The organism is Paenibacillus sp. GYB004, from assembly GCF_036577605.1.
Classification (GTDB): domain Bacteria; phylum Bacillota; class Bacilli; order Paenibacillales; family NBRC-103111; genus Paenibacillus_AB; species Paenibacillus_AB oceani.
In genome coordinates this window covers 218,163-243,747 of sequence record NZ_JARBDB010000035.1, presented here as the reverse complement: position 1 = coordinate 243,747, position 25,585 = coordinate 218,163, and the positions used below count along the sequence as shown (strand labels likewise).

Genomic DNA, 25,585 nt, shown 5'->3' with positions numbered 1-25,585 from the left:
ACACGTACGTTTCGGAAAAAGATCATGATTCCGGGTGGTGCAGGTTGGACGGATTATTGAACGTACTCATACATATTTACGCATTTACCGCCGCAGTGCCGTTTTTATGGTTTTTCATCCTGTGGATCGGAGTATATCTTTGGCGCAGGGACACCAAAAAAGCGACGAAGCTGGCGATGGACGTTACAACTTTGCTGCTCATCGGTTCGGTTCACGCGATGTTTTTGCAAATTTTTCATTCCGGCTTCGGCTTTTTTCTAATTTTACTTTTCTTTTTAATCGGCTACGGGCTTGTCGGCAATTTCCAGTATCGGATGAAAGGCAAGCTGGACCATGTGAAAATCGTCCGGCTGTTATGGAGGCTCGGCTTCCTTTGCCTTAGTGTCGTTTATTTGTTGTTTTTGGTCGTCGGTCTTATCAAATCGATCGTATCCGTTTAACCCGTGCCGCAGCGTCAGCCGCAGTTAGCCGCTTCTTGCAATCCGCGTGATTGCAGAAGCGGCTTTTTTGCGCTTCCTTACATATTTTAGCCGTTGCGGGGGAACTTAAAAAAGAGTAAAGATGTCCCGCTTTAACGCTGAAAAGCTTGCTCTGTTTAACGCTTCAACGATTTTCGCCATTTGTGCAGTAAAGAAAGAAGCGGTGTCAAGATCAATATATTGCACGTTTTCGTTCAATATAATGCGTGGTTTTTTGACTCCGAGGGAAGTATATTATTTCGTGTATGACAAAAGGTGGAGAAAAAAAGTTTCATGAACAGGGAGGAACATTTGTGAAGATTAAGGGGTTCAACAAATCTGTAATCGTTTTCACGAGTATCGTTCTGCTTGCGGGAACAGCGCTGGTCGGCTGCACGAAAAAGTCCGAAACGGGCGCAGACGGTGCGGCTGCCGAGCAGAAGTTTCGGATGCTGATCGCTTCCGAGCCGCCTTCACTCGATCCGGGGCTGGCCCAGGACAACAACTCCTCGACGGTGCTTCGTCCGATCTACGACGCCTTGACCCGTATGGACGAAAAAGGCGAAGTAAAACCGGCCGCGGCGGAGAAATGGGATGTCTCGGAAGACGGATTGAAATACACGTTCCACCTTCGCAAAGACGCCAAATGGTCCAACGGGGACCCGGTTAAGGCGAGCGATTTCGAGTTCGCCTGGAAGCGCGTGCTTGATCCGGGGATGACGCCTCCGGCTCCATATGCGTACCAGCTGTACTACATCAAAAATGCGGAAGAATACAACACAAAGAAAATTACGGACGCCTCCCAAATCGGAGTGAAGGCGAAGGACGACTTTACGCTTGAAGTCGAACTGAAATCGCCGACGCCGTATTTCCTCAGCCTGGTTGCCTTCTACACTTACATTCCGCTTAACGAAAAAGCGGTGAAAGCGAATCCGAAATTCGCGGCCGAGGCGGCAACGATGGTCACGAACGGACCGTTCCTGCTGAAGGAATGGAAGCATAACGATTCGTTGACACTTGTCAAAAACGACCAGTATCATTCGGCCAAAGACGTTAAGCTGACCGAAGTAAACATGAAAATTATGAACGACCCGGGCACGATGCTGAACATGTACAACACGAACCAGATCGACTGGGCCGGCCGTCCAACCAACGAATTCCCGGTTGATCAGCTTCCGATGCTGAAGAAGGACCCGAAGATCAACCTGCAAATTAAAGGGATCGCATCGACGTATTATTACGAGTTCAACACGAAAGCGGAGCCGTTCGACAATGCAAACATCCGGAAAGCGTTCGCCATGTCGATCGACCGCAAGGCGATTGTAGAGAAAATTACGCAGGGCGACCAGCAGCCGGCCTACGGTCTTGTACCGCAAGGCATTCGCGGCGAAAGTAAGACGTTCCGCGAAGAAGTGAAGGACGATTACTTCAAGGAAGATATTGCCGAAGCGAAGAAGCTGCTTGAGCAAGGGATGAAAGAAAAAGGCTATTCGAAGCTTCCGGCAGTTACGCTGATCTATAACAAAAGCGAAGCGCACAAAAAGATTGCGGAAGCAGTCGTCGATATGTGGCGTCAAAACCTTGGCATCGACGTCAAGCTGGAAGTGCAGGAGTTCGGCGTCTATATCAAAAACCGTCAAAACGGCAACTTCCAAATTGCGCGTGCAGGCTGGGGAGCGGACTACAACGATCCGATGACCTACATCGATCTGATGATGACCGGCGGCGGCAACAACAATTCGAAATATTCGAACGCGGATTACGACAAGCTGATCAAAGATGCTTACGGCACGTCCGATCAAGCGAAACGTATGAAGGCGATGGCGCAAGCCGAGAAAATAATGATCAACGACATGCCGATTATGCCGATTTATTACTACACCGGAATTTGGGCTCAAAAAGATTACGTGAAAAACGTGTTCGTCGATTACAAAGGCGACGTCAACTTCATCTACGGCTCTATCGAGAAGAAATAATCGGGTCACCATACGGGTTGAAGTTCCATTCGGGGTATATAGGGCGTCTTATATATCCCGATTTTTTTGTGCAGGCATGGAAAATGCTGCAGTTGGACAGAATGAGACGTTATTGTTTACAATAATCAAAGAGTTATGTTAACTATTTCGCTATTCACCGAAGCTGGCTGACATGCTTCGTATTTTGTTCGGGAGGTGCGCGATTTGGTTCGCTACTTGCTGCGAAAGCTGGTTTTTGTAGTCATCTCCTTGTTCGTACTGGCTTCGGTCACGTTTTTTTTGATGAAGGCGATACCGGGTGATCCCTTTACGTCGGAGAAAGCAGTACCGCCTGAAATCAAGGCGAACTTGATGGCCCATTACGGCTTGGACAAGCCCTTATATGTCCAATATGCCGCATACATTAAAAATGTCGCTTCGTTCGATCTGGGCATGTCGATGAAATGGCAGGGCCGTTCGGTCAACCAAATTATCGAAGGCGCGTTCGGATATTCGCTTCGCCTTGGCCTGCTGGCTGTCGTAACCTCGGTTACGATCGGCGTCCTTCTGGGGACCGTCGCGGCGCTTAGACACCGCAAGCTGCTCGATAACGTCGCCATGATCGTTGCGGTTCTCGGGGTGGCCGTACCGAGCTTCGTTATGGCTACGCTGCTTCAATACTTATTTGGGGTGAAGCTCCCGCTGTTTAATGTCGCCGGATTAAACGAGCCGCTGGATTATGTGCTGCCCACGCTCGCTTTATCGTTTATGCCGATCGCCTTTATCGCCAGGTTGACGCGTTCCAGCATGCTGGAGGTGCTGCAGTCCGATTTCATCAAAACAGCTAAGGCCAAAGGTCTTTCAGGATCGGTTATTACCGTCCGGCACGCTTTGCGCAACGCCATTCTGCCTGTTGTCACCTATTTGGGACCGCTTGCAACGAGCGTTATTACCGGATCGGTCGTCATCGAGAAAATTTTCGGGATTCCCGGCTTAGGCAAATATTTCGTCGAAAGCGTGGAAAACCGCGACTATACGCTTATCATGGGCCTGACTTTGTTTTACGGAACGCTGCTGATGAGCGCCCGCTTCTTTACGGACGTGGCCTACGGTCTCGTAGACCCGCGCATTAAATTGACCGGTGGAAAGGAGAAGGCATGATGAAGGAACATTCGGTCCCAGGCATGCCGGAGACGGTGACGCCGGATCAATTCGAGAAACTGGATCACGAGAGCAGGCAAGGGGAAAAGATCGTCCGTGAAAGCTTGTCCTCCTGGAGAGACGCATGGCTGAGACTGCGGGCGAACAAGCTCGCGATGACGGGGCTCGTCATCTTGATCGTTCTTGCGTTTATGGCCGCTTTCGGCCAGATGATGACGCCTTACGACTATTATACGAACGATCTGAACAATACGAATCAGCCTCCGTCGGCCGAGCATTGGTTCGGTACGGACGATCTCGGACGCGACATGTTCGCGCGGACGTGGATGGGCGCTTCGATCTCGCTGCGCGTCGGGTTGTTCGCCGCTGTGATCGACTTGCTGATCGGTGTTATTTACGGTGGAATTATGGGCTACTTCGGCGGCCGTATCGACGAAGCGATGAACCGTTTCTCGGAAGTGATGGATTCGATTCCTTACCTGCTTATTGTCATTATGTTCGTCGTCGTGTTTGAACCGAGCATGTACACCATTATACTCGCACTGGTCATTACCGGATGGATCAAGATGGCCTGGATCGTCAGGGGGCAGGTCATGCTGCTGAAAAACCACGAGTATGCGCTCGCCTCGCGTTCGCTCGGAGCCGGCTTCTCGCGGATTTTGTTCCGTCATCTGATCCCGAACGCTTCCGGTCCGATTATCGTGACGCTGACGCTGACCGTGCCTCAGGCGATTTTCGCCGAAGCGTTTCTGAGCTTCCTCGGCCTTGGCGTTAACTCCCCGGCGGCTTCCTGGGGGACGATGATTTCCGACGCGCTTTCGTCCTGGATGTATATGCCTTGGAGATTGTTCTTCCCGGCCGTGCTGATCAGCTTGACGATGTTTGCCTTTAACGTATTCGGAGACGGCTTGCGCGACGCATTCGATCCGAAGATGAAAAAATAACCGGCTTATCGATTTTTGAACCAATGGAAGGGAGGAATGCCTGATGGAACCGATCTTGGACGTACAAGATTTGCGAGTGTCGTTCCGCGTTCGCGGCGGAGAAGTTCAAGCGGTGCGCGGCGTCAGCTTTCAGGTCGGCAAAGGGGAAGCGGTGGCGATCGTAGGCGAGTCCGGCTGCGGCAAAAGCGTTACCGCTCAAACGATCATGCGGCTCATCCCGTCGCCCCCCAGCATCATCAAAGGCGGCGAGGTCCGTTTCCTGGGCCAGGATCTGCTGAAAAAGTCGGAGAAAGAGATGCAGCGCATTCGCGGCAAAGATATCGGCATGATCTTCCAGGACCCGATGACCTCGCTCAACCCGACGATGACGATCGGCAGGCAAATCGCCGAAGGGCTTATCAAGCACCAGAATATGAGTGCGAAGGCGGCGGACAGCCGTGCGGTGGAGATGCTGAAGCTCGTCGGCATCCCGAATCCGGAATCGCGCATCAAGCAATATCCGCACGAATTCTCCGGCGGGATGCGTCAACGGGCGATGATCGCGATCGCGCTCGCCTGCAATCCGGCGCTACTGATCGCCGACGAACCGACTACTGCCCTTGATGTTACGATCCAGGCGCAAATCTTGCGGCTGATGAAAGATTTGCAGAAAAACTTGGGGACGTCCATCATCCTGATTACTCACGATCTGGGTGTGGTCGCCGATATGTGCGATAAAGTGATTGTCATGTACGCAGGTAAAGTGGTGGAAGCCGGCACGAAGTGGGAAATATTCAAAAACCCGCAGCACCCCTATACGAAAGGACTGCTTCGTTCGGTGCCCCGGCTGGATCAGCGGAAAGACGAGCCGCTCATTCCGATATTCGGCACGCCTCCCGATCTGATCAAACCTCCGGCCGGCTGCGGCTTCTGCGCCCGCTGCGACGACGCGATGCGCATTTGCGCCGAGCGCGATCCGGGGACGACTACGATCAGCGACAGCCATCAGGTCCGATGCTGGCTGACGCATCCGCTTGCCAAGGAGGTGGCGCAATGAGCCAGCCCTTAGTGGAAATCCGCAATTTGAAAAAATATTTCAATATCGGTAAAGGCCAGACGCTGAAGGCGGTCAACGACATCAGCTTTAACATTAAGCAGGGCGAGACGCTGGGCGTCGTAGGCGAGTCGGGCTGCGGCAAGTCTACGGCGGGACGTACGATCTTAAGATTGTACGAGCCGACCGAGGGCTCCGTACAGTTTAACGGGACGGATATCTACTCCTTGTCCGGCTCCAAGATGAAGGCGCTGCGCCGGGAGATGCAGATGATTTTCCAGGACCCGTACGCCTCGCTTAACCCGAGGATGACGATTACCGATATTATCGGGGAAGCGCTGGACATTCACAAGCTGAGCGGCAGCAAGGCGGAGCGTAAAAAACGCGTAGAGGACCTGCTCGACCTGGTCGGGCTGAATCCGGACCATGCGACGCGGTATCCGCACGAGTTTTCCGGCGGACAACGCCAGCGGATCGGGATTGCCCGGGCGCTTGCCGTTGATCCGAAGTTTATTATATGCGACGAGCCGATATCCGCTCTGGACGTGTCGATTCAGGCGCAGGTCGTGAATTTGCTGCAGGAGCTTCAGCGCAAGATGGGGCTGACTTACCTGTTCATCGCGCATGACTTGTCGATGGTCAAGCATATTAGCGACCGGGTGGCAGTCATGTACCTGGGCAAAGTCGTAGAGATCGCGCCAAGCGAAGAGCTGTACGCCCATCCGACTCATCCGTATACGAAGGCGCTGCTGTCCGCGATCCCGATTCCCGATCCGGAAATCGAAGCGACGCGGGAGCGGATCGTGCTTACCGGCGACTTGCCGAGCCCGGTGAATCCGCCGAGCGGCTGCAAGTTCCGGACCCGCTGTCCGCTCGCTACCGAGAAGTGCGCAAGCGTGGAGCCGGAGCTGGTGGAAGCCCGTCCGGGCCATTTTACGGCTTGCCATTATGCTTGAGTATTAACCGTCGTGTATTAAGCCGAATCGATTGCGAGCATCCGGTAACGGCCTTTAGGCGCGCTGCCGGGTGCTTTTCGGCGTGAGCGCGCTTTTGCTTCGTTTGTCTGCGAACGGCGTTACCGAAACGGTTTCGGGGACGTATCTTTTTTTGACGAATCGGGTTCGGACGTGTACAATCGAAGTAGTTTTGCCGCGAAAAATGCATGACATCTTACGATGAGGGGTTGCCGCTATGAAAATGGAACGTTACCGATGGGCGCCCGGACAACCGATTACGCGGGATTACATACATGATTTCGCATCTGTAGCTTCTCTGTACGAGTTTAACCCTTGGGAGGAATCCGGAGAACGGGAACGGGTTGCCTGGCTGGACAGGGAAGACAGACCGGAGGCGGATCGGGAGGAGCTCGTTCGGACGCTGCTCGCTTATAATAAGAAGATCGGGAACGCGGCTGCGGCGCTCGATCGGATCGAATCGCTGCGGGACCGCGCGACGCTCGTCGTGGCTGGCGGCCAGCAGGCGGGGCTGTTCACGGGGCCGCTGCTCGTGCTCTATAAAGCGATCACGATTTTGACGGAAGCCCGCAGAGCGTCCGCGAGACTCGGAAGGGAAGTCGTGCCGGTCTTCTGGATCGCCGGAGAGGATCACGACGTAGACGAGGTTAACCATACCTACGTGCTCTCCGATACGCTCGCCGTACATAAGATCAAGCTGAATGCGGAAGCGGGCGTCAAAACTTCGGTCAGCAGGTGGAACGTGCCGAAGGAAGCCTGGGACGATGCCCTTGCGCAGCTCGAACAAACGCTGATGAATACCGAGTTCAAGCCGGTGCTGATGGATAAGCTCCGGGCGATCCTCGCGGATTCGGACAGCTTGACCGACCAATTCGCCCGGACGCTCGCCTGGCTGTTCGGGGAGCACGGTCTTGTCTTCGTCGATTCCGACGACCCTTCGCTCAGACGGTTGGAATCCGGATTGTTCCGTTCGATCGCCGCAAGGCAAGCCGAACTGAGCGAGGCCGTGATGCAAGCGAAGCACCGTCTTGAATCGGCAGGGTACAAAGCTCAAGTCGAGCTTCACCCCGATCAGGCGCACTTGTTCGTTTACGACGAATCGGGAGAGCGGATCTTGCTGTACCGCCGGGACGGATTGTTCGTGGACCGGAAGGGGACGCTTTCGTTCACCCCGCAGGAGCTGGAGCGGCTGGCCGAGATGGAGCCTCACAGGCTCAGCAACAACGTCGTGACGAGACCGCTGATGCAGGACTATTTGTTTCCCGTCTTGTCTACGGTGCTCGGCCCTTCCGAGATCGCGTACTGGGGCTTGCTCCGCGAAGCGTTCCGGCTGTTCGGCTTAAGGATGCCGGCGCTCGTCCCGAGACTGGAGTTTACGCTGCTCGAAGGGACGATCCAGAAGCAGATGGGCAAGTTCGGACTCGAATTCGACGATGTCGTACGACGTCTGGACGACAAGATGAACGGCTGGCTGGCGGCCCAGGGCTCGCTTGAGGTGGAGAAGCTGTTCGCGGATGCGAAGGCGAAGTTCGGCGATCTGTACGGCCCGGTTGTGGATACGGTGGCCGGACTGAATCCGGGGCTGAAGAAGCTTGCGGAGACGAATCGGAGCAAGATCGTCGAGCAGATCGAATTTCTCGAAGCGAAGGCGGCGGACGCGTTCCGCTCCCAGCACGAGACGTCCTTGCGTCACTGGGAACGGATTCGCCAATCGGTACTGCCGCTGGGCAAGCCGCAGGAGAGAGTGTATAATGTGTTTCAGTACTGGGTGAAATACGGCGGCGGCTGGCTGCAGCAGTTGGCAGAACAACCGCTATCCAGCGACGGCGATCACCGGATTGTATACTTTTAAGCGGATAGAGCCAAAGAATCAACCTACATTCAAGGAGGCCATTATTAGAATGAGCACAAAGGCGCAACAAAACTCGATTATTACCGATCTGTCCCTGGCTAAGGACGGTCACCTGAAAATTGACTGGGTACAAGCTCATATGCCGGTATTGAACCGGATCCGCGAACGTTTTGAGCAAGAACAGCCGTTCAAAGGCTTGAAAGTGGCAATCTCGCTCCACCTGGAAGCGAAAACCGCTTATCTCGCCAAAGTGGTGCAAGCCGGCGGCGCTGAAGTAACGATCACGGGAAGCAATCCGCTGTCCACCCAGGACGACGTGTGCGCGGCTCTCGTCGAAGACGGCATTACGGTATTCGCTAAGTACAATCCTTCCCCGGAAGAGTACAAGCAGCTGCTCATTCATACCCTGGAAACGAAACCGGACCTGATCATCGACGACGGCGGCGATCTCGTAACGATTCTGCACTCGGAGCGTCAAGATCTGCTCGCGCAAGTTCGCGGCGGCGCGGAAGAAACGACGACCGGGATTCTCCGACTGAAAGCGATGGAGAAAGAAGGCCAATTGAAATTCCCGATGGTGGCGGTTAACGACGCCTTCTGTAAATATTTGTTCGACAACCGTTACGGTACGGGCCAATCGGTTTGGGACGGCATCAACCGGACGACAAACCTGGTGGTAGCGGGCAAAACGGTCGTAGTCGTCGGATACGGCTGGTGCGGCAAAGGCGTAGCGATGCGCGCCAAAGGTCTCGGAGCCAACGTTATCGTTACCGAAATCGACGCGATCAAAGCGGTGGAAGCGTACATGGACGGCTTCGCCGTTATGCCGATGGTTGAAGCGGCCAAGGTTGGCGACTTCTTCGTAACGGTTACGGGCAACCGCGACGTCATCCGCGGCGAGCATTACGAAGTGATGAAGGACGGCGCGATCCTGTCCAACGCAGGCCACTTCGACGTAGAGGTGAACAAGCCGGAGCTGGAAGCTTTGTCGTCTTCCAAACGTACGGTTCGCCGCAATATCGAAGAGTATGCGCTGAAAGACGGCCGCAAAATCTACATTTTGGCGGAAGGCCGTCTGGTCAACCTCGCGGCTGGCGATGGACATCCGGCCGAGATTATGGACATGACGTTCGCGCTGCAAGCGATGTCGCTCAAATACGTAAACGACATGTACAACGAAATCGGCAGCAAAGTCGTGAACGTACCTTACGAGCTGGACGAGCAGGTTGCCCGCTTCAAGCTGGAATCGCTCGGCTTCGGCATCGACAGCCTGACCGAAGAGCAAAAATCGTACCTCGACAGCTGGGTGGAGCATTAATCATCGGCTGAGATCTGAGCCTGAAAAAGCCCTTCCTGATCCCAGGAGGGGCTTTTTGTCACAAGATCAGGAAGTTTAAGTTATTCACCGTGGTAAAGCGGAACAGGGGTTCCTTGCTTTATGTCGTCGGTCAGCGATGTCGTAAAAGCTGCTTATCGTTTGTTATCGTGGCCGTTCGGCTCTTTGTCCTGCTTGTGCCGTCCGGGAGACTTGAAGTTACCGGACGGTTTCTTATTTCGATTCGCATCTCACAGCGGATCACCGCCGGGAGGAGCGGGCCGTCAAGGGACTGGACGATCCTGCTCCCCGATCGCCCGCATGCCGGCGATCGTATGCTTCGTCTCCTCCGTACCGAGCTCATACAGCTTCTGGTACACTTCGGTCAGCACATAATCATAGCCGTCGTGTTCGGCATCCTGATGATACGGCACGCCCGGCAGATGGGCGCGAAAGGCCGAAGCGTTGTCCTGATCGCTCAGCATTCCGAACCGTTCGATCAAATCGTCCACTTCCGGTTCCGTTGCGAAGATCTCGAACTCGTAGGCGGCGTCGCCCTGATTCTCTAGCACAGATCCGGCCTGAACCGAGACATAGTATTTTTTCTTATCCACCGGGTAACACTCCCCTTCATTATACATAAAACCAAAGCATGAGGGCGGCGACCACCGCCAGGACAGGAAACACTACATAAGCGATTACGATCGGATTCGCCAGAAACGGATGCTTGGCGGTTGTCGCATTCGTATTTTGGTCGAACCTGCCTTCTCGCTGCTTCCGGCCCGCGATAACGGTAAGTACGAAGCCGACAGCCGATACAAGCACAATAAGCCAGGCGAGGTACGTGATCACGCGCAAAACTCCTTTAAGTCGATATCGTTCCCATTATTGTTATCCCATAACAGAGGGGGCTTTATTCGCCGGGAGAGAAATCCGCACCGATTGCTCAGCACTTGCTTAGCAAACCTCTTTAATTCCTGCTGCCCCCCGTCCATAATATGGTCTCAACCCCAACCCCAACCCCAACCCCAACCCCAACCCCAACCCCAACCCCAACCCCAACCCCAACCCCTCAGCAAACCACATAACTTGCCGTCTCTTTTTTTTCCAAATCTTTGCAACCTTAAGCGGATTTGACTCGTTTAGGGAGTGGCGGCGCTTTCATCTGCAATTCACGCTGTCAAAATAGGGAAGACCTAGGGGGAATATACTTGAGCGGATTCAGAAGGGGACGTAAGTCGGGAGCCGTTTTGCTGGTGGGTTGTCTGCTGGCCGTCGGCTTGCTGGCCGGGTGCGGGTCGGCGAAGGAGGCAACTGACCAGGCGATGAATTCGGAGTCGGCGCCGGCACCTGCAATGGCAGCCAAACAGGAATCGGCCCAGCTTTTCAATGCCAACGATTCCGGTACGGCAGCGGGAGGAGCGGCGGAGCGAGCAGACGGCGCCCAAGCAACATCCGGTATGACGAACGTTCAATCCGGGGCGGGAGCGCCAGCTTCGGTTCCGGGCGCCTCTCCAGCCGGGCAGCAACCCGCCGCCATCGACCGGCAAATCATCTACAAAGCGAATGTGACGATGGAGGTAGCGGAGTACGGCAGCGCCCATACGGAGATTAACAACCTGGTTCATTTGTCCGGCGGTTACCTGCTCCAGTTTTCCGAAAACCGGACCGACTACGAGCAAAGCGGCATCCTCGTCGTGAAGGTGCCGTCCAAAGGGTTCTCCGGATTTTTGGCAGATCTGGAGAAGATGAAGCCAAAGTCGATCCAGCGCAGCGTACAAGGCCAGGACGTTACGGAAGAATATGTGGACCTGACCTCGCGGCTGAAGGCAAGAGAAGCGGAGCTGGCACGGCTGTTCTCCTTTATGGATAAAGCGACCAAAAGCGAAGATCTGGTGGCGTTCTCGAAGCAGATCGAGACGGTTCAGACCGAAGTCGAGCGATTAAAAGGCCGGATGCGTTATTTGGAGCAGAACGTCGCTTATTCAACCGTGGAAATCCGGCTGTACCAGAAAATCGAGAAAGCGAAGGTTGAAGGCGAGAATGCGCAGGAGAGCGGCTTTACAAGCAAGCTGGCCAAAGCGCTGAAAGGCAGCGCTAAGGTTGTGCTTGGTTTCCTGCAAGGGGTTGTAATCGTGCTCGCCGGGGCGCTTCCGGTACTTGCGGTGCTTGCCGTAGTCGGCATACCGGCAGCTGTCATCTACCGGAGACGGAGAGCCCGTATGAAAGATCTGGAAGAACGTTCCAGATCGATCCGCAGGCAAAACCTGTCCCAGATCGAGTCCGATGCAGAAGCGGATCGGGATGCGGATAACGACCGCAAGCCGCCGGCCTCCGATGCGTAAGCGCAGCCGACTTGTACAAATTGAAAACAATTGATAAATTATTTCAAAAATCCTGCTGCTTGCGGCAGGATTTTATTTGTCTATGGAGAATAACAAGTCAGAGTGGTGAAAAGTGGGTGAAAGTGGCGGGAAGGGGGAGACTAGCGGATGTTCATGGGGGAATACCAGCACTCGGTCGATGACAAAGGTCGAATGATCGTTCCCGCCAAGTTCCGCGAAGCTCTCGGAGCCGCGTTCATCGTCACCCGCGGGCTCGATAACTGCTTGTTCGTATATCCCAAGGAAGAGTGGGCCGTACTCGAGCAGAAGCTCAAAAGCTTGCCGCTAATGAAGGCGGACGCCCGCGCGTTCACCAGGTTTTTCTTCTCCGGCGCAACCGAATGCGAGCTGGATAAGCAAGGCCGCATTAATATCCCGAGAAACTTGTGCGAATACGCCAAGCTGGACAAGGACTGCGTCGTATTGGGAGTCTCCAACCGGGTGGAGATTTGGAGCAAGCAAGTTTGGGAAAGCTATTATGAGCAGTCGGAGGAGTCGTTTAATGAGATTGCGGAGAAGCTCGTCGACTTCAATTTTGATCTGTAACCTTGTCGATTTTACACATTTCGTACGATAGAATCGTCCGGCTGGGCAATCGCTGCGCCGGACTTACGGGAGGGCGCAGCTTGTTCGAGCATGTGACGGTATTAAAGGAAGAATCGGTAGAAGCGCTGGCGATCCGGCCTGACGGCATCTATGTAGACTGCACGATGGGCGGGGCGGGCCATAGCTCGCTGATCGCTTCCAGGCTGGGAGAGCAAGGCCGGCTGATCGCCTTCGACCAGGACGATATCGCCCTGGAGAATGGCCGAATCGCGCTGGCTCCGTTCGGTGAACGGGTACATATGGTCAAGAGCAATTTCAGATATTTGCGGAGTGTACTGGGCCGCCTTGATTTCGTTCCGAAGAAGGACGGAGTGCCGCAGGTGGACGGGATCTTGTTCGATCTGGGCGTATCGTCGCCGCAGCTGGATGAAGCGGACCGCGGATTCAGCTACAACCATGACGCCGAGCTCGACATGAGGATGGACCGGGATTCCGATCTGACCGCACGCGAGATCGTTAACGAATGGAGCGCGGAGGACATTGCCCGCATCCTGTTCGAGTACGGGGAAGAGAAGTTTTCGCGCAAGATCGCAAGAACGATTGAAGAAGCGCGGAAGGCGGGTCCCATCGAGACGACGGGCCAACTGGTGGAGCTGATTAAAGAAGCGATCCCCGCAGCCGCGAGAAGAACGGGCCCTCATCCGGCTAAGCGCAGCTTTCAGGCGCTGCGGATCGCCGTGAACGATGAGCTGGGCGCGTTCGAGGATGCGCTGGAGCAATCGATCCAGTGTCTCGCTCCGCACGGCCGTGTAGCGGTGATAACGTTTCATTCGCTCGAGGACCGGATCTGTAAGCACGCCTTTGCCAAATATGTAGAAAAATGCACGTGTCCGCCCGATTTCCCGATGTGCGTCTGCGGCACCAAGGGGATCGTCCGGCTTGTGCACCGCAAGCCGCTGCTGCCTTCGGACGAGGAGCTGCAGCGCAATTCGAGAGCGAGATCGGCGAAGCTGAGAGTAGCAGAGAAGCTGGACGTCTAATCTGCATGAATATAACCAGGGGAACGCCCGAAGGAGGATGACACCCGCGTGTCGGCATATATCAACGGAAACTTGGCGATTGAACGGAAACCCGTCAAAAAGCCGAAAGGACAAGACCAGAAGAAAGTCGTGGTCAAACGGAAATCGATTCCGGTTCAGGAGAAGCTGCTGTATTTATTTACCGTCATCGTATGCGTCGTGGTGGCGGGTGTCATCATATGGCGTTACGCTCAAATCTATGAACTCAATACGAGAATTCAAAAGATAGAGAGCGAAGTCAAGGCGCTGCAAATTGAAAACAACAAGCTGAAGATGGAGATCACAAAATATCAAGACCCGAAAAAACTGCTCGATCAAGGAAAGTCGCTCGGACTTGTCCCGAACGAAGAGCTGCATCAGTTGACCGAGAGAAAGTCCCCCGCTGGCGATAGTCGCTAATGAATACGAGTGAGAGGACCGGGCCATGAATAGAAAAGTAAAACTGCGCACACTGCTGATAGGGGGATTGTTCACCCTATTTTTTATTGTCCTTATCGGTAAAATTTATTGGGTTCAAGTCGTAGACGCTAAAGAACTGATCAAAAAAGCGCAGGCGATGTGGGAGCGCAACAAAATCCTTCAGCCGGTCCGCGGTTCGATCGTCGACCGGTACAATCAGGTTCTCGCCGAAGACGGCGCGTCGTATACGGTCATCGTAAACCCGACGGCGATCGATAAGCTCAAAAACGCCCAGACGGTTGTCCAAGTGCTGTCTAGCATTTTGAATAAACCCGAAAACGAACTGATGGATATGGTTACGAAACGAAGAGAGGAAGGCGAACTGTCCAGTTGGGTGGAAGTGCGAAGCGAAGGCTGGAAGATTGACGCCGAGACGGCCGACCGGATCGCCAAGGCGCTTAACTTGCCCGAACCGATCAATAAGCAAGCCAACCTGTACACCCACGGCGTGTATTTGGAAGAATCGCAGAAACGGTACTATCCGGCGGGATCGATGGCTTCCCACATACTTGGTTATTTCGATAAAAACGGCAAAGCGGTAATGGGGCTCGAAGCCGCCTACAACGAGCTGTTGACCGGCAAGCCCGGCCATATCAGTACGACGAAAGACCGGATGGGCTACGAGCTGCCGGACGCAAAAGCCAGCTACGAGCCGGCCGAGGACGGCAAGACGCTGCAGTTGACGATTGACCGGAATATCCAATCGTATATCGAGACCGCTTTGGAGAAGTCGTATAACGAATGGAAGCCGAAAAGCATGACGGTCGTGGCGATGAATCCCAAAACGGGGGAAATCCTCGGAATGGCTAACATGCCGACCTTTAATCCGTCCAAATATTGGGAGTCCGAGACGAAAAACTTCTACAACCATGCCGTCGGCTCGCAGTACGAGCCGGGATCGACGTTTAAGCTCGTAACTCTTGCGGGCGCCATAGAAGAAGGACTGTTCGATCCGAACGACAAGTTCCAGTCCGGCGGGATCGCCGTTTATGACCGGACGCTGAAAGACCATAATTTGAAAGGCTGGGGCAAAATTTCGTATCTCGAAGGATTAAAGCGTTCCAGTAACGTTGCTTTCGTCAAGCTGGGCTACGAGAAGCTGAAGCCGGACAAGCTGAAGGAATATATTACTCGATTCGGCTTCGGAGAGAGAACGGGCATCGATATTCCCGGAGAAACAAAAGGTCTGGTGCGTTTCAATTATCCTGTCGATTACGCAACCGCTACGTACGGGCAAGGAGGCGTCTCGGTTACGGCGATTCAGCAGATCGCCGCATATGCCGCGATCGCCAACGGCGGTAAGATGATGCAGCCGCACATCGTGAAAGCCGTGCTCGATCCGAAGACGAACGAACCGGTTCAAACGTTCGAGCCGAAAGAAATTCGTCAAGTCGTATCGCCGGAAACTGCAGCAAAAGTAACGGAATATTTGGAGCAGGTCGTATCCGATCAGGAGATCGGTACGGGAAGAAATGCTTATATCGAAGGCTACCGGGTAGCCGGCAAGACGGGAACGGCGCAAAAGGTTATCGACGGCAAATATTCGACGGAAAAATGGCTGATTACATTTGTCGGGTACGCGCCGGTCGAAGATCCGAAAATTGTGGTTCTCGTACTGGCCGACGAGCCGGAACTGCACGGCAATTACCATAACGGCGGTCTGGTCGCTCCTCCCGTATTTAAAGAAATCGTAACGCAAAGCTTGCGTTACATGAACGTCTCGGCAACCGTCAAGCAGGAACTGTCGGGCATCGACAAAAAAGTGGTCGCCCCCCGAGTGGAAGGCAAACTGCTTATAGAAGCTAAGAAAGATCTGGGTGATTCGAAAATCAAGTACGATGTGCTGGGCAAAGGGGCGTCCGTCGTAGCCCAATTTCCCGAAGGCGGTACGGAAATCGGACCGACGCAACGAATCTATTTGGTAACCGAGGAGAAGGCGGGGATGGATCTGCCTAACCTGCAGGGCAAATCGCTACGCGACGCGCTCGCCGTCTGCTCGTTTCTGAAAGTGAACTGCCAGGTGACGGGCGAAGGTTATGTCGCCTCGCAAACGTTATCTGCAGACGAAGGCGGACAACAAGTCACGGTGCTTCAGCTCGTTCCTTGGATCGATCTGGAGAAAGCGAAGGCGGAGGCGGCCAAATTGGCGGCCAAGACCGAAACCGCGAACAAACAGCAGCCAGCCAATTCTGCGAAAAATAGCGATCCAAAGCAAAAGACGGACAAAAAACAGTAAGAAAGCTAGCGAAAGAGCTTGTTCTAACCCCCCTCACCCAGGAATAGCTATGTTATGAAACGTTCTAGCTATTTCTGTAGATAAGATCTAGCAAGCTTGATCCGAAAAAGGAAGGCGTACGAGCTGCGGCTGTCGATTTCGGAGGAAAGCGTGAGGGGGGCTCTCTTCGTGAAAGTATCCAGTGTTACGGTTCGTCGCAGGTTGTTTATTGCGCTTCTCGGAAGCGGGATTATTTTTGCCGCGCTTGTTCTGCGTCTGGCTTACGTCCAGCTATGGATCGGCGGGGATTTGGCGCAGAAGGCGGAAGATTCGTGGCGCCGTAACATACCGTTCGCAGCAAAGCGGGGCGATATTTTGGACCGGAGCGGAGTACGTCTGACTTACAACGTCAGTTCTCCGTCCGTCCTGGCAATTCCCGCCCAGATCCAGGACGCGCGCGGCACGGCGAGGGAACTGGGCCGTGTGCTGCAAATGAATGAAGATGAGATTTACGCGACGATTACAAAAAAGCAATCCAGCGTCTATATCCGGCCAGCCGGGCGTAAAATGACCGAGGAGAGGGCTAAGGAAGTCCGGGAGCTGAATTTGCCGGGTATCGAGGTGGCTGAGGACAATAAGCGGTATTATCCGTTCGGCTCGTTCGCTTCCCATATTCTCGGGTTTACCGGGATTGACAACCAGGGATTGACCGGAGTCGAGGCGGCTTATAATGCGGAGCTGCGGGGCATTAACGGAAGCGTGTCGTATTTGAGCGACGCGGCGGGGCGCTACATGCCGGGTACGTCGGAGCAGTATATCCCGCCCAAAGACGGACTTAACCTGCAACTGACGATCGACAAAAACATTCAGTCTTTTCTGGAACGCGAGCTCGATCAGGCGATGGTCCAGCATCAGGCGAAAAACGCGATCGGCATCGCGATGGACCCGAATACCGGTGAAATTCTCGCGATGTCAAGCCGGCCGACGTACGATCCGACGAACTTTCGCGACTTTCCTTCCGAGGTGTATAATCGCAATTTGCCGATCTGGATGACGTACGAGCCGGGATCGACTTTCAAAATCATTACGCTGGCGGCCGCTTTGGAAGAGAAAAAAGTGGATTTGAAAAACGAGCATTTCTACGATCCGGGCTTTATCGAAGTGGGAGGCGCCAGACTCCGCTGCTGGAAGCGGGGCGGACACGGCAGCCAGTCGTTTCTGCAAGTGGTCGAGAATTCGTGCAACCCGGGCTTTGTGGTGATGGGACAGCGGCTCGGCAAGGAATCGCTGTTCGATTATATCCGCCGCTTCGGCTTCGGGCAGAAGACCGGCATCGATATCGGCGGAGAAGAAAACGGCATTTTGTTCAAGCTGTCCCGGGTCGGTCCCGTCGAGCTTGCGACGACTTCGTTCGGCCAAGGTGTCTCGGTTACCCCGATTCAGCAAATTACCGCCGTGTCGGCCGCGATTAACGGCGGCAAGCTGTTCAAGCCGCACGTGGCCAAAGCTTGGTACAATCCGGAAACCGGCGAGAAAGTGAATAGCGTAGAGCCCGAACTGGTCCGCCAGGTGATCTCCGAGTCGACCTCGAAGCAGGTGCGCGAAGCACTGGAAAGCGTAGTGGCCAAAGGAACGGGACGGCCGGCGTTTGTAGACGGCTACCGGGTCGGCGGCAAAACGGGTACGGCGCAAAAAGTCATCAACGGCCGCTATTCGCCGGATGAGCATATCGTCTCGTTTATCGGCTTTGCGCCGGCGGACGATCCGAAGATCGTGATCTATGTGGCGATTGACGATCCGGCAGGCATTCAGTTCGGCGGTCTCGTCGCCGCTCCAATCGTCAAAAACGTAATGAGCGACGCGCTGCGTTACATGGGCGTTGAGCCCCGCAAAGACCAGATCGAGCGGGAATACCGGTACGGCGAGACGAAGCTCGTGGAAGTGCCGAATCTGATCGGACATTCGGTCAGCGATTTGTATGAGAATATGAATATGAACTTCCGGCTGGAGAAGTTCGGCAGCGGCGACGAAGTAATCAGCCAGGCTCCTAAGGCGGGCGACCGGGTGGAACAGGGCACTACGATTCGCATTTATATGGGAAATCACCCGGAATCGTGATTGCAAGGGGTGGGTTTTGGTCTATAATAGTTAAGGCGTTTCACAGATGAAATCCGAATATATTCGGAATATCTGTGAAACGCGGCTTCGAAAGCATAGGCTAGGCGATTCACAGATAAAATCCGGGTATAACCGGAATATCTGTGAATTGCCACATCGAAATCATAATCTCAGCGTTCATACGTCAATTTTCATAGAAGAGCCATTCCTTTTTACTATAACGGCTTCAAGGGGGGACATTTATGCAGCTTCGGCAGTTCGCTTCTCTATTTGCCGCTTCCCGGCTGACGGGAGATGCGGATACGGTCGTAACCGGCATTCAGACCGACTCCCGTAAAGTGCGGCCGGGCGATTTGTTTCTGTGCATACCGGGCCTCGTCAGCGACGGACACGACTTTGCCGCCAAAGCCGCTGAGGCGGGTGCGGCCGCTCTGATCGTGGAGCGGGACGTCCCGGTCCAGCTTCCCAAACTGTTCGTCAAGGATGCGCGGTACGCGATGGCGGTAGCGGCCAGCTTTTATTACGGCTATCCGAGCCGGGAGATGAAGCTGATCGGCGTCACCGGCACGAACGGCAAAACGACGACGACGACGCTCATCGAATCCATCTTGCGGGATAACGGCTATCCGACCGGTCTGATGGGAACGATCAGCATGAAGATCGGCGATGAATGGTTCGAGGCGGAACGGACGACGCAGGAGGCGCTCGAGCTGCAGATGAATTTGCGTAAGATGCGGGACGCGGGAGCGCAATATGCGGTTATGGAAGTGTCGAGCCACGCGCTTGAGCTCGGACGCGTGAAGGGCTGCAAGTTCCGGACCGCCCTGTTTACGAACCTGACTCAGGACCATCTTGATTTTCATAAAACGATGGAGCAGTACCGGGCCGCCAAAGGACTGTTTTTCTCGCGGCTCGGCAACGAATTCGCCGCGAATCCGGACGACGCCGTGTATGCGGTGCTGAATGCCGACGACGACGCCTCCGATTATTTCGCATCGCAAACAAGCGCGCAGGTGATCCGTTACGGGTTCGGCGAAGATGCCGACGTCCGGGCGACCGACATTAAGATGTCGCCGAAAGGCACGCGATTTACCGTATCGGCGTTCGGGGAAACGGCGGAAATTCAGATGAGACTGGTAGGCAAATTCAACGTATACAATGCGCTTGGGGCCATTTCATCAACTTTGCTGGAGCAGATTCCACTTTCAAGCATAGCGAATAGTCTGGATAGGGTGAGCGTCGTCCCCGGGCGGATGGAGACGGTGGAAGGGGATCACGAGTTTCTCGTTATCGTCGATTACGCGCATACCCCGGACGGCCTGGAAAATGCGCTAGCAACGATCCGCGAGTTTTGTGAAGGCCGAATCCTTACCGTATTCGGCTGCGGAGGAGACCGCGACAAGACGAAGCGTCCTGCGATGGGCCGTATAGCGGCCCGCTACAGCGACTATGTGTTCGTCACTTCCGACAATCCGCGTTCCGAGCCGCCGCAGTCGATATTGGCCGATATTGAGCCGGGCATAACGGCGGCGGGGCTCAGCCGGGACCGGTACGAACTTCTGGCAGACCGACGCGAAGCGATATATAAAGCAGTTGAAATGGCAAGCCCGAACGATGTAGTATTAATTGCGGGAAAAGGGCATGAATCATACCAGATCGTGGGCGGCGTCCAGCATCATTTCGACGACCGGCTTGTCGCCCAGGAAGCGATAAGGGGTAGATCGAAGTGATCATTCGTACGTTCGGCGAAATCGCCCGTATGGTAGCCGGGAAGACGGTGTACGGCGAGGAGTCGGCCGTCATCCGCGGCGTATCCAAAGATACGAGGACGATTCAGGCCGGCAATTTGTATGTTCCGATTATCGGAGAGAGGTTCGACGGGCACGAATACGCGAAGGAAGCTTACGCCAAAGGGGCTGCCGCCACGTTGTGGCAGCGGGACCGCGGCGAGCCTCCCGTAGGCGTTCCGGCGATTCTCGTCGACGATGCGCTGGCGGCGCTGCAGCAGCTTGCTTCGCGGTACCGCGAGCAACTGCCTGTCCGGATCACGGGCATCACCGGCAGCAACGGCAAGACGACGACCAAAGATATGATTGCGGCCGTACTGGCCGTCAAATATAACGTTCATAAAACGGAAGGCAATTTGAACGGCGATATCGGATTGCCGCTGATGATTTTGCAGATGGATGAACGGACGGAACTTGCCGTATTGGAGATGGGAATGCGCGGCTTTCACGAGATCGAGCTGCTGACGCATATCGCCAAGCCGGAAGCGGCGGTCATTACGATGATCGGCGAGGCGCATATGGAGTACCTCGGTTCGAGGGAAGGGATCGCGAAGGCGAAGCTGGAGATTTTGAGCGGCTTGAAGGAAGACGGGATGTTCGCCTATTTGGGCGACGAGCCTCTGCTGGACCGGCTGCTGCCGCATGTCCGCCAGCCTGCGTCCATGAACGTCGTCCGGTTCGGCGCAAGCGCAGGGAACGACCTGAGGCCCACCGGGATCGAGATCGACGGAGACGGAACGAGGTTTACCGTGAACGGCGCGGAAGAGCCTGTCTTTTCTATTCCTCTGCTCGGCAAACATAATGTGGTCAACGCTATGGCCGCCGTTGCGATCGGACGTTACTTCGGACTGACCGACGCCGAGATCGCGGCGGGGCTGTCGTCCATGAAGCCGACCGGCATGCGGATCGAGCGGCTGACGGGCGTATCGGGAGTGACAGTGCTGAACGACGCGTACAATTCGAGCCCGGCTTCGACGCTGGCTTCTCTCGAGTTGCTCCGCGACTTGACCGGCTTCGGCCGGAAGCTGGTCGTGCTCGGCGATATGCTGGAGCTCGGGGAGAACGATGTGCGTTACCATGCGGAGATCGGAGCGACGCTGTCGTCCGAACATTTCGACTGCGTGTTGACGTACGGTCCGTTATCCAAACATACGGCGGATGCGGCCGCTCCATTTTTTCCGGAGGGCAAGGTTCGCTGGTTCGGGGACAAGGAGCAGCTTGCAAATGTGCTTGCGGCGTATGCGAAGCCGGACGATATTGTGCTGGTGAAAGGCTCGAGAGGAATGCGGCTGGAAGAAGTCGTCCATCGCCTCATAGAACAGCAGCTGTAGAAGGGAGGGGGAACCGACTGTCATGGATATACGTGTTATCTTGTTTACAATGGGCGCCGCATTCGTACTTGCGCTCATACTCGGGCCCATCTGCATCCCGATTCTGCGGCGGCTCAAGTTCGGCCAGCAGATTCGCACCGACGGTCCGCAAGGGCATCTGAAAAAAGCGGGAACCCCCACCATGGGCGGAACGATCATCTTGCTCGCGTTATCGATTGCCTTTTTACGGTTCTCCGACAAAACCGCGGAAGCGGTCATTCTGCTCGTCGCGACGTTAGGTTACGGTTTGGTCGGCTTTTTGGACGATTATATCAAAATTTTGTTCAAACGTTCGCTCGGACTTACCGCAAGACAGAAATTGTTCGGGCAGTTGTTTTTCTCCGGCGTCGTATGTTACCTTTTATATCGGAGCGGGCACAGCACCGAACTGACGGTGCCGTTCACCGATTTCTCGTTCGAGCTCGGCTGGTGGCTGTATGTGCCTTTTGCCGTGATCATGATGCTGGGCATGTCGAACGCAGTGAATTTTACGGACGGACTGGACGGTCTGCTGGCCGGGACGAGCGCGATCGCCTTCGGCGCTTATACGATTATCGCCATGGTCACCTCCGAGATGGAAACCGCCTTTTTCTCGGCCGCTATGGTCGGCGCGGTGCTTGGCTTTCTCGTCTTCAACGCGCATCCGGCCAAAGTGTTTATGGGCGACACCGGTTCTCTCGGAATCGGCGGCGGGCTCGCCGCTGCGGCGATGCTGACGAAGTCGGAGCTGCTGATTCTGATCATCGGCGCTGTATTCGTCATCGAGATGCTGTCCGTCGTCATCCAGGTCATTTCCTTTAAGACGCGCGGCAAACGCGTGTTCAAGATGAGTCCGATCCATCACCACTACGAGCTCGTAGGATGGTCGGAATGGCGCATTGTTCTTACGTTTTGGCTGGCCGGTCTCGCTTGTGCGGCACTTGCGCTGTTTACTTTATAAAGGTGGGTTGCAAACCTATGAATCATCCCGAGTTTTACCGGGGCCGGGAAGTCGTCATCCTCGGCCTCGCGCGCAGCGGAGTGACGGTGGCAAAGCTGTTTCACGAACACGGCGCCGTCGTGACGGTTAACGATAAGAAGGAACGCTCTTTATGCCCTGAGGCCGACGAACTAACGGCTCTGGGTATTTCTGTTCTATGCGGGGGTCATCCGGATACGCTGATTCATCCGGGCGTGGCGCTCGTCGTCAAAAATCCGGGCATTCCGTACTCCATTCCTCCTATTAAGGAAGCGGAGCGTCTCGGCATCGAAGTGGTCACCGAGGTCGAGGTGGCGAACTATACGTGCGAAGCGCCGATTATCGGGATTACCGGGTCGAACGGCAAGACGACCACGACGACCTGGATCGGACTTATGCTGGAAAATGCCGGCTTGAAGCCGATTATCGCCGGGAACATCGGGATCGCCTTATGCGAGGCGGCTCTGGAGGCAACGCCGGACAACCGGATGGTCGTGGAGCTGAGCAGCTTTCAATTAAAGGGGACGGTGTCGTTCCGTCCGCGTATCGCTTGTCTGCTCAACCTGTGCGAGACCCATCTCGATTATCATGGAACGATGGACGATTATATCGAATCGAAGGCGAAGCTGTTTGCGAACCAGCTGCCGGAAGACGTAGCGGTAGTCAATTTTGACGACCCGGAATGCAGACGAATCGCGGGCACCGTCCGTGCTCAGCTTGTCCCGTTTTCCATGAAGGAGCGGCTCCATCGCGGTGTATTTGTCGATCCACCGCTCGCCTCGCCGGAGGAAGCGCTAACGGAACGTCACCGGATCGTATACCGCGATGCCGCCGGTCAGGAAACTGTCGTGCTGCCGGTTAAGGAACTTGGACTTCCCGGCAAACACAACGCCGAGAACGCTCTGGCCGCTGTCGCGGTAGCCATGTCGGCGGGAGCCGGACTCGAGCCGGTCGTGAAGGCGCTCCGGGAGTTCCGGGGCGTCGAGCACCGTCTGGAATTCGTAACCGAGCGCGAAGGGATCGGGTACTACAACAATTCGAAAGCGACCAACTCGCTGGCTACGATCAGGGCGCTGGAATCTTTCGAGCAGCCGATCGTGCTGATCGCCGGCGGACAGGACCGGAAGCTGGACTTCCGCGACCTGCTGCCGCTGCTGCGCGAGAAGGTGAAAGCGGTCGTTTCGCTGGGAGAAACCCGCGATATCTTTGCCAGGCTGGCGGAGGAGGCAGGGATTAGCGCCGTAAAATCGGTCGATACTGGGAACAGTGCAGCCGATACGCTCGACGAGGCGGTCCGCACGGCGCGGTCTATGGCCGCGCGGGGAGATATCGTGCTGCTCTCGCCGGCCTGCGCCAGTTGGGATATGTTCGAGTCTTACGAGATTCGGGGACGCATGTTTAAAGAGTCGGTGCATAAGTTGTAGAGAGGGCTTGTTTACATCGACCGTTCGCCGGGGGGAGTCGGTGCAGGGCAACTGTAAGTATATGGGCAAAACGCAGGAAAGTGATGTAGCTGAATAAGACAGGAGCGGCAGATGCACTCCACCCGCTTGTTGAAACCGTGCCCTCTCGGAATGGAAGGCAGGGAAGGACACGATTTCAAATGCGGGACGTAAACTTTACGTTGCACCTGCGCGCTCCTTCGGAGTCTCATTATCACTTTCACGTTTTGCGTATATAACGATAGTTGCCCGCCCCGCATCGGCTCCGCAGTTCCGGCGGAGAGAGTCGCTGCAAACAAGCCCAAGAGTGGGGAAGGAAGTAGAGAGGGCGTGTGCTTAGGAGAGTTATAGAGCATAACTCCAATAAGCCGATTCATGGTTTGTGAAGCGCCGGTTTCTATGTATTCTCCCCCGTCTATGGAGGTATGCGGCGATGTCTAAAGTGCGTTCGTTTCCCGATCCGTGGATTCTCATATCCACACTGCTTATTTTGACGATCGGCGTTGTGATGGTGTACAGCGCCAGCGCGGTTTTGGCTTTTCACGACTATGGGGACTATTATTACTATTTGAAGCGCCAGCTGATTTTTGCCGTTCTGGGCATAGCCGCGATGTTTGTTACGATGAACGTCGACTACTGGGTATGGAAAAAGTATGCGAAAGTCGGCCTCATCGTCTGTTTCGCGCTGCTCGTTATCGTCCTTATTCCCGGAATCGGGGTTGTCCGCGGCGGGGCGCGCAGCTGGCTCGGCATCGGCTCTCTGGGGATTCAGCCGTCCGAGTTTATGAAGCTGGGCATGATCGTATTTCTGGCGAAATGGCTGTCCGAGGACCAATCGAAAATAACCGAGTTTACGCGCGGGCTTGTGCCGCCTCTCGGCATTATGGGGCTTGCTTTCGGGATGATTATGCTGCAGCCCGATCTCGGAACGGGCGTCGTTCTTGTCGGTGCGTCGCTGCTCATCATTTTCACCGCAGGCGCCCGGATCTCGCACTTATCGTACCTCGCTCTGGTCGGGGTGGCCGGGTTTGTCGGGCTGATCGCCGCGGCGCCTTACCGGCTCAAGCGGATCACCGCTTTCCTCGATCCTTGGCAGGACCCGCTCGGAGCGGGGTATCAGTCGATTCAGTCTTTATACGCGATCGGCCCCGGAGGGCTGGCCGGACTCGGGCTCGGCATGAGCCGGCAAAAGTACAGCTATTTGCCCGAGCCGCAGACGGACTTTATTTTCTCGATCATCGCCGAAGAATTGGGCTTTATCGGCGGAGCCACGATCCTGCTGCTGTTCGCGCTGCTCGTCTGGAGAGGGATGCGGACGGCGATTACCGCTCCCGATTCGTACGGCAGCCTGCTGGCTGTCGGGATCGTCGGGATGATCGCAGTCCAGGTTATTATTAATATCGGCGTCGTCATCGGCATGTTTCCGGTAACCGGAATTACGCTGCCGCTCATCAGCGCAGGAGGCTCGTCACTGACGCTTATGCTGACCGCCATCGGCGTGCTGTTGAATATTTCCCGCTATGCGAGGTGACATC

The 25,585-nt window shown here is 55.2% G+C and carries 21 protein-coding genes; 19 read left to right on the top strand and 2 right to left on the bottom strand.

Going from position 1 to position 25,585, the window contains the following annotated elements:
* The first annotated feature begins 44 nt into the window (after nt 1-44).
* The 8 genes from PV433_RS15900 (at nt 45) to PV433_RS15865 (ending at nt 9,695) form a co-directional block, all read left to right on the top strand.
* Nucleotides 45-440, top strand: a complete 396-nt coding sequence (locus PV433_RS15900; protein ID WP_332073053.1) for a DUF3397 domain-containing protein — start codon at nt 45-47, stop codon at nt 438-440.
* 332 nt (nt 441-772) lie between these two features.
* Nucleotides 773-2,434 carry a peptide ABC transporter substrate-binding protein gene (locus PV433_RS15895; RefSeq protein WP_332073052.1) on the top strand — a complete coding sequence of 554 codons (1,662 nt, stop codon included), beginning with the start codon at nt 773-775 and terminating at the stop codon, nt 2,432-2,434.
* Nucleotides 2,435-2,638: 204 nt separating this feature from the next.
* Nucleotides 2,639-3,574, top strand: a complete 936-nt coding sequence (locus tag PV433_RS15890; RefSeq protein ID WP_190926128.1) for an ABC transporter permease — start codon at nt 2,639-2,641, stop codon at nt 3,572-3,574.
* Nucleotides 3,575-3,597: 23 nt separating this feature from the next.
* Nucleotides 3,598-4,518, top strand: a complete 921-nt coding sequence (locus PV433_RS15885; protein ID WP_442951533.1) for an ABC transporter permease — start codon at nt 3,598-3,600, stop codon at nt 4,516-4,518.
* A 43-nt stretch (nt 4,519-4,561) separates the two neighbouring features.
* Nucleotides 4,562-5,554 carry an ABC transporter ATP-binding protein gene (locus tag PV433_RS15880; protein WP_332073050.1) on the top strand — a complete coding sequence of 331 codons (993 nt, stop codon included), beginning with the start codon at nt 4,562-4,564 and terminating at the stop codon, nt 5,552-5,554.
* A complete protein-coding gene (locus PV433_RS15875; protein WP_332073049.1) occupies nt 5,551-6,507 on the top strand; it encodes an ABC transporter ATP-binding protein in 957 nt (318 codons plus the stop codon). Before PV433_RS15880 ends, PV433_RS15875 begins: the two co-directional genes overlap by 4 nt.
* Before the next feature lie 235 nt (nt 6,508-6,742).
* Nucleotides 6,743-8,377, top strand: a complete 1,635-nt coding sequence (bshC, locus tag PV433_RS15870) for a bacillithiol biosynthesis cysteine-adding enzyme BshC (RefSeq protein WP_332073048.1) — start codon at nt 6,743-6,745, stop codon at nt 8,375-8,377.
* A 49-nt stretch (nt 8,378-8,426) separates the two neighbouring features.
* Nucleotides 8,427-9,695, top strand: coding sequence for an adenosylhomocysteinase (locus PV433_RS15865; RefSeq protein WP_332073047.1), 1,269 nt, complete (start codon nt 8,427-8,429; stop codon nt 9,693-9,695).
* Nucleotides 9,696-9,976: 281 nt separating this feature from the next.
* Here the strand turns inward: PV433_RS15865 and PV433_RS15860 are convergent, their stop codons facing one another.
* Both PV433_RS15860 and PV433_RS15855 read right to left on the bottom strand, forming a co-directional pair.
* On the bottom strand, nt 9,977-10,306 hold the full coding sequence (locus tag PV433_RS15860; protein WP_332073046.1) for a hypothetical protein: 330 nt from the start codon (nt 10,304-10,306) through the stop codon (nt 9,977-9,979).
* A 19-nt stretch (nt 10,307-10,325) separates the two neighbouring features.
* On the bottom strand, nt 10,326-10,544 hold the full coding sequence (locus PV433_RS15855) for a hypothetical protein (protein ID WP_332073045.1): 219 nt from the start codon (nt 10,542-10,544) through the stop codon (nt 10,326-10,328).
* Between the two features lie 359 nt (nt 10,545-10,903).
* Here PV433_RS15855 and PV433_RS15850 point away from each other — a divergent pair, with 359 nt between their 5' ends.
* The 11 genes from PV433_RS15850 (at nt 10,904) to spoVE (ending at nt 25,581) form a co-directional block, all read left to right on the top strand.
* Nucleotides 10,904-12,037, top strand: coding sequence for a DUF4349 domain-containing protein (locus PV433_RS15850; protein WP_332073044.1), 1,134 nt, complete (start codon nt 10,904-10,906; stop codon nt 12,035-12,037).
* Nucleotides 12,038-12,184: 147 nt separating this feature from the next.
* Nucleotides 12,185-12,622 carry a division/cell wall cluster transcriptional repressor MraZ gene (gene mraZ / locus PV433_RS15845; RefSeq protein ID WP_332073043.1) on the top strand — a complete coding sequence of 146 codons (438 nt, stop codon included), beginning with the start codon at nt 12,185-12,187 and terminating at the stop codon, nt 12,620-12,622.
* 80 nt (nt 12,623-12,702) lie between these two features.
* Nucleotides 12,703-13,662 (top strand): 16S rRNA (cytosine(1402)-N(4))-methyltransferase RsmH, encoded by a 960-nt coding sequence (gene rsmH, locus PV433_RS15840; protein WP_332073042.1) that lies wholly within the window; start codon nt 12,703-12,705, stop codon nt 13,660-13,662.
* Nucleotides 13,663-13,710: 48 nt separating this feature from the next.
* The gene (locus tag PV433_RS15835) at nt 13,711-14,100 is read left to right on the top strand and encodes a septum formation initiator family protein (RefSeq protein ID WP_332073041.1); all 390 of its coding nucleotides are present in this window, start codon (nt 13,711-13,713) and stop codon (nt 14,098-14,100) included.
* A 25-nt stretch (nt 14,101-14,125) separates the two neighbouring features.
* Complete coding sequence (locus PV433_RS15830; RefSeq protein ID WP_332073040.1) at nt 14,126-16,396, top strand: penicillin-binding transpeptidase domain-containing protein; 2,271 nt, start codon at nt 14,126-14,128, stop codon at nt 16,394-16,396.
* A 168-nt stretch (nt 16,397-16,564) separates the two neighbouring features.
* Entirely contained in the window at nt 16,565-18,493 is a 1,929-nt protein-coding gene (locus PV433_RS15825; RefSeq protein ID WP_332073039.1) for a stage V sporulation protein D, read from the top strand.
* 242 nt (nt 18,494-18,735) lie between these two features.
* Nucleotides 18,736-20,223 (top strand): UDP-N-acetylmuramoyl-L-alanyl-D-glutamate--2,6-diaminopimelate ligase, encoded by a 1,488-nt coding sequence (locus PV433_RS15820; RefSeq protein ID WP_332073038.1) that lies wholly within the window; start codon nt 18,736-18,738, stop codon nt 20,221-20,223.
* Entirely contained in the window at nt 20,220-21,611 is a 1,392-nt protein-coding gene (locus PV433_RS15815; RefSeq protein ID WP_332073037.1) for a UDP-N-acetylmuramoyl-tripeptide--D-alanyl-D-alanine ligase, read from the top strand. The genes PV433_RS15820 and PV433_RS15815 overlap by 4 nt, the downstream gene beginning before the upstream one ends.
* Before the next feature lie 22 nt (nt 21,612-21,633).
* A complete protein-coding gene (gene mraY, locus PV433_RS15810) occupies nt 21,634-22,590 on the top strand; it encodes a phospho-N-acetylmuramoyl-pentapeptide-transferase (RefSeq protein ID WP_332073036.1) in 957 nt (318 codons plus the stop codon).
* A 17-nt stretch (nt 22,591-22,607) separates the two neighbouring features.
* A complete protein-coding gene (gene murD, locus PV433_RS15805) occupies nt 22,608-24,032 on the top strand; it encodes a UDP-N-acetylmuramoyl-L-alanine--D-glutamate ligase (protein WP_332073035.1) in 1,425 nt (474 codons plus the stop codon).
* A 451-nt stretch (nt 24,033-24,483) separates the two neighbouring features.
* Nucleotides 24,484-25,581 (top strand): stage V sporulation protein E, encoded by a 1,098-nt coding sequence (spoVE, locus tag PV433_RS15800; protein WP_332073034.1) that lies wholly within the window; start codon nt 24,484-24,486, stop codon nt 25,579-25,581.
* The last annotated feature ends 4 nt before the right edge of the window (nt 25,582-25,585 follow it).